Below are 5,533 nucleotides of genomic sequence, written 5' to 3'. Positions count from 1 at the left end.
CGAGTTCCTCAGCGAGGCGACGGTCAAGACCCACATCAGTCGGGTGCTGCAAAAGCTCGGGCTGCGCGACCGCGTCCAGCTCGTGGTCTTCGCGCACGAAAACGGCCTCGTCGGATAACGCTCAGCCGAGGGGGATGCGTGCCGTCGCCGGTATTTTGCTATAGTGTATAGCTAAATTCATTGGCACAAAGGAGTCACGATGAGCGAACTGCGTCCCCCGAACATCAGCGAGGCACGTCTCTCGCCAGAGGTTGGCCGCAGCGCCATGAAAAAAGCAATATGGCGGCTCGCTCCGTTCCTCGGGGTGCTCTACCTGGTGGCCTACATCGACCGCAACAACGCGGGCTTTGCGAAAATCGAAATGACCGCCGCCCTCGGGATGACCGAGGCCGCCTTCGGGCTCGCGGCCGGGATCTTCTTCATCGGGTACCTGCTCTTCGAGGTGCCCAGCAACCTCCTGCTCGAGAAATTTGGTGCCCGGAAATGGATCGCCCGCATCATGTTCAGCTGGGGGATCGTGGCCGTCCTCACCGCGTTCGTGCAGGATGCCACCCAGTTCGGTGTCATCCGCTTTATCCTCGGTGTGGCCGAGGCCGGATTCTTCCCCGGGGTCCTGTTGTACCTCACCCTGTGGTTCCCGCGTGAGTACCGCACGCAGGTCCTCGTGATTTTCAGCCTCTCCAACCCACTGGCGAACGCGATCGCTGCGCCGCTGTCCGGGTGGATCATGGGGTTGCACGGCATGTGGGGCCTGGAGGGCTGGCAGCTCGTGTTCATCCTCGAGGGGATCCCCGCGGTGCTTCTCGCGTTCGCGGTGCTGGCCTGGCTCCCGAACAGCCCCAAGGACGCGAAGTGGCTCACCGCTGACGAGCGCGCCTGGATCACCGACTCGCTCGCCCGCGAACAGGCCGACACCGAGTCTCGCCACGGCAAGGTGCGCCTGCGCGAGGTGTTCAGCAACGGCAAGCTCTGGGCACTGATTCTGTTGTTCTTCGGGATTGTCTTCGGCGCCTACGGGCTGGGCATCTGGTTGCCCACCATTGTGAAAGCGATGGGGGACTTTACGATCGGCACCACGGGCTGGCTCGTCGCCATCCCCAACCTGTGCGCGGCGCTCGTCATGATCCCCTGGGAGCGGGCCGCGCGCAAGCAGGGCAACATTCCGCTCCAGGTCGGCATCGCCCTCACGATCACCGCGCTGTCGCTGCTCGCAGCGGTGGCCGCCCAGCACACGCCCTGGCTGGCCCTGATCGCGCTCTGCGTTGGAATGTCGGCGCTGTTCTCCTCCACGCCGCTGTTCTGGAGCCTGCCGCCCCTCCTACTCACGGGGACCGCGGCTGCAGCCGGCCTCGCCTTCATTAACTCCGTGGGAAACCTGGCCGGTTTCGCCGGGCCGTTTGCCATCGGCTGGATCAGCGAGACGACCGGATCCGCCATCTGGGGATTGCTGCTCATCGCGACGCTGACGCTCATGGGGGCAGCAATCGCCTTCACCCTGAGCCGCCGGCAGCTGTTTGCCGGGCAACTCCCCGGCGATACCCTTCGCTAGCGCGAACCGCGTCGCTGCCGGAGGCACCCCCTAGCGGGTGCCCCCGGCGGCGAGGATCAGATCGGCGAGGCCCGTGTACCCCTGGGCCAACGCATTGGCGAGCGGGGTGTTGCCCTCTGCGTCACGCAGGTTCGGGTCCGCCCCGCCGGCGAGGAGCAGCCGCACTGTCTCCCGGTGATCTGCTCCGTCCGTGCCGAGCAGCACCGCTTCCTGGAGCGCGGTCCAGCCCAGGTTGTTGACGTGATTCGGGTCGATGCCCGCGTCGAGGAGCATGCGGGTCACCTCGACATGGCCGTGCTCGCCCGCGGGAATCAGTGCGGTGCCGCCGTAGCGGTTCGTGCTCGCGAGATCCGCGCCGTGTTCCAGGGTGAGCGCGAGGATCTCGACGTAGCCCTCGGCCCCCGCGTAGAGGTACGCACTGTCGCGCATATCGTCCTGCGCGTTCACATCCGCCCCCGCCTCGATCAGCGCGGTGGCCGCGGCGATCGCGTTCGCCTTGGTCGCCACCACGAGCGGGGTGCGCCCCTCCTCCGTCCGGCGCTCCAGCTCGGCCCCCTGCTCCAGGGCCGCGGTCACCGCCTCCCCGTCGTCCGCCAGGATCGCCTCGGCCAGGTGCTCGTTCGCGCGCGGGTCTGGCGTCGGCGCATCCTCGGCTGCCGCCGTGGGCTCGGGGGTGGGGCTCGTCATCTCGGACGGGGCCATCGTCGGTCGTTTCTCGGGCACGTCGGCCCCCTCATCTGCTGAGGCGCACCCCGTGAGGAACCCGAGGAACGCGATGGACACGCTTGCGGACACCCCGACCGCCCGGGTGGTGAGCGAGCGGGTGCGGCGCAAACCGGGCATCGCGCGAGCGAGGTGTGATCGAGGGGGAAATGACACGTCGCGCTCCTTTCGCCGGGTGGAGTCTCATCCTGACGGACCACCCTGAACGCTCCCCGCACAACACAGGGGAGGAGCCCGAGAACGCGGCACCGCGTCCGGCCGTGCTCGCCACGCACGCCCCCGCCCCGGGCGGGCGGTCCCAGGGTGCCACCCGCCCCGGTCCCGGATCATCCGGGCGGATGACCCCGATCAGCTCCCGGGCCGACGCGACCCGGGCGGCCGGTTTTCTACGCTGAGAATATGCACATTCAGACAAGCGACATCGGCCTCATCGCCCGCGTAGCGGAGGTCAGCAAGCACTTCGGCGTCGGCGAGAACCGCGTGGCCGCCCTCGACAACGTCTCCGTCGGCATCCGCCGCGGAGAGTTCACCGCGATCATGGGCCCCTCCGGCTCCGGAAAATCCACGCTCATGCACGTCATGGCCGGACTCGACAACGCGACGAGCGGGCGAGTGTTCCTCGGCGACAGCGAGATCACCCAGATGCGCGACGCCGAACTCACCGTGCTCCGCCGACGCCGGGTCGGATTCGTCTTCCAGGCGTTCAACCTGGTGCCCACCCTCTCCGCCATCGACAACATCCTGCTGCCCTTCGAGCTCGACGGCCGCACCCCCAGCCCCGAACAGCGCGCCTGGATCGACAGCCTCATCGCCTCGCTTGGCCTGAGCGACCGCACGAGCCACCGACCGCACCAGCTCTCGGGCGGCCAGCAGCAACGCGTCGCCATCGCCCGCGCCCTCGGCGCCCAACCCGATCTCATCTTCGCCGACGAGCCCACCGGGGCCCTCGACTCACGCACCGGACGCGAGGTCCTCGGCCTGCTCGCCGCCGCAGCACGGGACTACGGACAGTCCATCGCGATGGTCACCCACGACCCCATCGCCGCCAGCCACGCCGACCGCGTGATCTTCCTCGGCGACGGCCGCATCGTCGGCGACCGCCCCCGGATGAGCGCCGAGGAGATCTCGCGCACCATGCTCGGCATGGAGGCCGCGCGATGAGCGTGCAGGCCGCCGCGGGCCGCGCCCGCGACCACGGCGCGACCCTCGTGGTCGCCGCGCTGAGCAGCCTCTTCGCCTCCGGGCTCATCATCGCGACCGGGATCATCGCGGCCGCGCTGGACCCCGACATGATGGAGGCCTCCGGCACCATGCGCGTAGTGCTCGGCATGGTGTCCCTGATCTTCATCATCATCGCGCTCTACGTCGGCGCCGTCGTCACCGCGAACACCTTCGCGACGATCATCGCGGGCCGCGTCCGCACCATCGCGCTCCTGCGGCTCATCGGCTCCACCTCGGCCCGCGTCCGCCGCCAGGTCGCCCGCGAGGGCCTCCTCTCCGGCCTCGTCGGCGCGCTCATCGGCTGGGCGCTCGCCGCCGGGGCGAACCCGGTGCTCGTCGCGCTCGGCACGGGGGCGGGTTGGCTGCCCGATGGTCGCCCCTACCCGATCTTCGAGGCGCTGACCCTGCTCCCGGTCGTCGTGGTCGCCCTGACCACCTGGGCCGCGGCCTGGGTGGGCTCGCGCCGGGTCGCCGAGGTCTCGCCGATGGCGGCGACCGGCGCCGCGGTCGAGATGACCCGCGAGCAAAGCTCGGGGCGGCGCGGGCGCAACGTCACCGCGATCGTGTTCATGGCGCTGGGCTTTGCGGTGCTGGCCCTCGGCGTCCTGATCGGCATGATCAGCCCGCTCGGCCTCTTCGTCGCCTTCCTCGGCGGGCTCGCCTCCTTCACGGGCATCGTCCTCGGCGCGCACCTCGTGATGCCGGGGCTGCTCCGGGTCGTGGGCCGCCTGTTCGGCACCGGGCCGACGGCCCGGCTCGCGGCGGAGAACGCCGTGCGCTTCCCGGAGCGCAGCTCCCGCTCCACGATCGGCCTCGTGATCGGGGTCACGCTCGTCGTGCTCTTCGCGGTTGCGATGCAGACCTACAACGAGATGACCAAGCGGGTCTTCGAGAGCGACCCGATGATGGAGGCCGCGCTCGACCAGACCCTCTCGATCACCACGGGGATTCTGTCCGGCCTCGTCGGCTTCTCGGCGATCATCGCCGCGGTCGGCCTCGTGAACAACCTCTCGCTCAGCGTCCTGCAGCGCACCCGGGAGCTCGGCCTGCTCCGCGCCCTCGGCTTTACGGGCAAGCAGGTTACGCGGATGATCGTGATCGAGAGCGCGCAGATGACGATCGCCGCGCTCGGCTTCGGCCTCGTGCTCGGCGTGATCTATGGCTGGGCGGCGGCGCAGTCGCTCATCGGCTCCCAGGGCGGCTTCCTGCCGCCGTCGATCCCGTGGCCGATCCTGGTCGTCGTGGTGTTGGGCGGCGCGGCCCTCGCCATCGCGGCCGCGCTCGGCCCCTCCCGCCGGGCGACTCGGGTGTCCCCGGTGCTCGCCCTCGCCGTGGACTGAGCCGAGAAACGAGACAGCCGCGGGTGCGGGACGCTGAAGCGTCCCGCACCCGCGGCTGTCGGTGCGGGCTAGCGGCCCGAGGAGCCCCACTCGGTGGACTCACCGGCGGGCGCGATTGCCTGCGGCACGCCCCACGGGTTCGCGTCGACGAGGGGAGCGGGCAGGAACGCCTCGGGGGCGCTCTGGTAGGCCACGGGACGCTGGAAGCGCTGGATCGCGGCGGTGCCGACCGAGGTGCTCGTGTCGTTCGAGGTCGCGGGCCAGGGGCCACCGTGCTGCATCGCGGGGGTGACCGCGACGCCGGTGGGCCAGCCCCCGAAGAGCACCCGGCCCACCTGCAGGGTCATCGCGGTGACGAGGGCCTGGATCTCCTCGCGGTCCTGTTCCCCGGCGCGCTCGGCCTGGCCGAGGTGCAGGGTCGCGGTGAGGTTGCCCTCGAAGAGCTCGGGCAGCAGGGCGGCCCGGTCGGTGCCCTCGGGGATCTCGACGAGGACGGCCATCGGCCCGAAGACCTCCTCGACGAGCACCTCGCGGCCCGCGCGCAGGTCGGCGAGGGAGACCGCGACGATCGTGGGGGTGGCCCAGCCGTGGCCCTCCTCGTCAAAGCGGATGCCGCCCTCGGCGACCAGGCGGACGCCGGGGGTGCCGATGACCGCGCTGCGACGCTCGTCGTAGCTCTTCGCGATCTTCTGGTTGAGCA

At 70.1% G+C, this 5,533-nt stretch carries 5 protein-coding genes and 1 pseudogene; 4 read left to right on the top strand and 2 right to left on the bottom strand.

The features are described from left to right. Both OOT08_RS06160 and OOT08_RS06155 read left to right on the top strand, forming a co-directional pair. Nucleotides 1-118: response regulator transcription factor (locus OOT08_RS06160; protein ID WP_325092121.1), on the top strand; the 118-nt coding region annotated here is incomplete at its 5' end. An 81-nt stretch (nt 119-199) separates the two neighbouring features. Next, nucleotides 200-1,549 carry an MFS transporter gene (locus OOT08_RS06155; protein ID WP_325091704.1) on the top strand — a complete coding sequence of 450 codons (1,350 nt, stop codon included), beginning with the start codon at nt 200-202 and terminating at the stop codon, nt 1,547-1,549. 30 nt (nt 1,550-1,579) lie between these two features. Here the strand turns inward: OOT08_RS06155 and OOT08_RS06150 are convergent, their stop codons facing one another. After that, nucleotides 1,580-2,428 (bottom strand): ankyrin repeat domain-containing protein, encoded by an 849-nt coding sequence (locus OOT08_RS06150; RefSeq protein WP_325091702.1) that lies wholly within the window; start codon nt 2,426-2,428, stop codon nt 1,580-1,582. 243 nt (nt 2,429-2,671) lie between these two features. Here OOT08_RS06150 and OOT08_RS06145 point away from each other — a divergent pair, with 243 nt between their 5' ends. Both OOT08_RS06145 and OOT08_RS06140 read left to right on the top strand, forming a co-directional pair. Further along, nucleotides 2,672-3,433: an ABC transporter ATP-binding protein gene (locus tag OOT08_RS06145; RefSeq protein ID WP_325091700.1), complete on the top strand. Its 762-nt coding sequence runs from the start codon at nt 2,672-2,674 to the stop codon at nt 3,431-3,433. Beyond that, a complete protein-coding gene (locus tag OOT08_RS06140; protein WP_325091699.1) occupies nt 3,430-4,833 on the top strand; it encodes an ABC transporter permease in 1,404 nt (467 codons plus the stop codon). Before OOT08_RS06145 ends, OOT08_RS06140 begins: the two co-directional genes overlap by 4 nt. 68 nt (nt 4,834-4,901) lie before the next feature. On the opposite strand, the pseudogene OOT08_RS06135 reads toward OOT08_RS06140, so the two are convergent. After that, nucleotides 4,902-5,533 (bottom strand): annotated as a pseudogene (locus OOT08_RS06135) (aldehyde dehydrogenase (NADP(+))); the annotation flags it as partial.

This window comes from Leucobacter sp. M11 (assembly GCF_035726885.1).
GTDB lineage: Bacteria > Actinomycetota > Actinomycetes > Actinomycetales > Microbacteriaceae > JAPFRB01.
Note: the sequence above shows the minus strand (reverse complement) of the source record. Positions and strands in the feature narration are given on the sequence as shown.

What these genes read in the sequence shown, in the direction of transcription:
- OOT08_RS06145 (WP_325091700.1), top strand. Translation starts at nt 2,672, where the DNA reads ATGCACATTCAGACAAGCGACATCGGCCTCATCGCCCGCGTAGCGGAG.
- OOT08_RS06155 (WP_325091704.1), top strand. Translation starts at nt 200, where the DNA reads ATGAGCGAACTGCGTCCCCCGAACATCAGCGAGGCACGTCTCTCGCCA.
- OOT08_RS06140 (WP_325091699.1), top strand. Translation starts at nt 3,430, where the DNA reads ATGAGCGTGCAGGCCGCCGCGGGCCGCGCCCGCGACCACGGCGCGACC.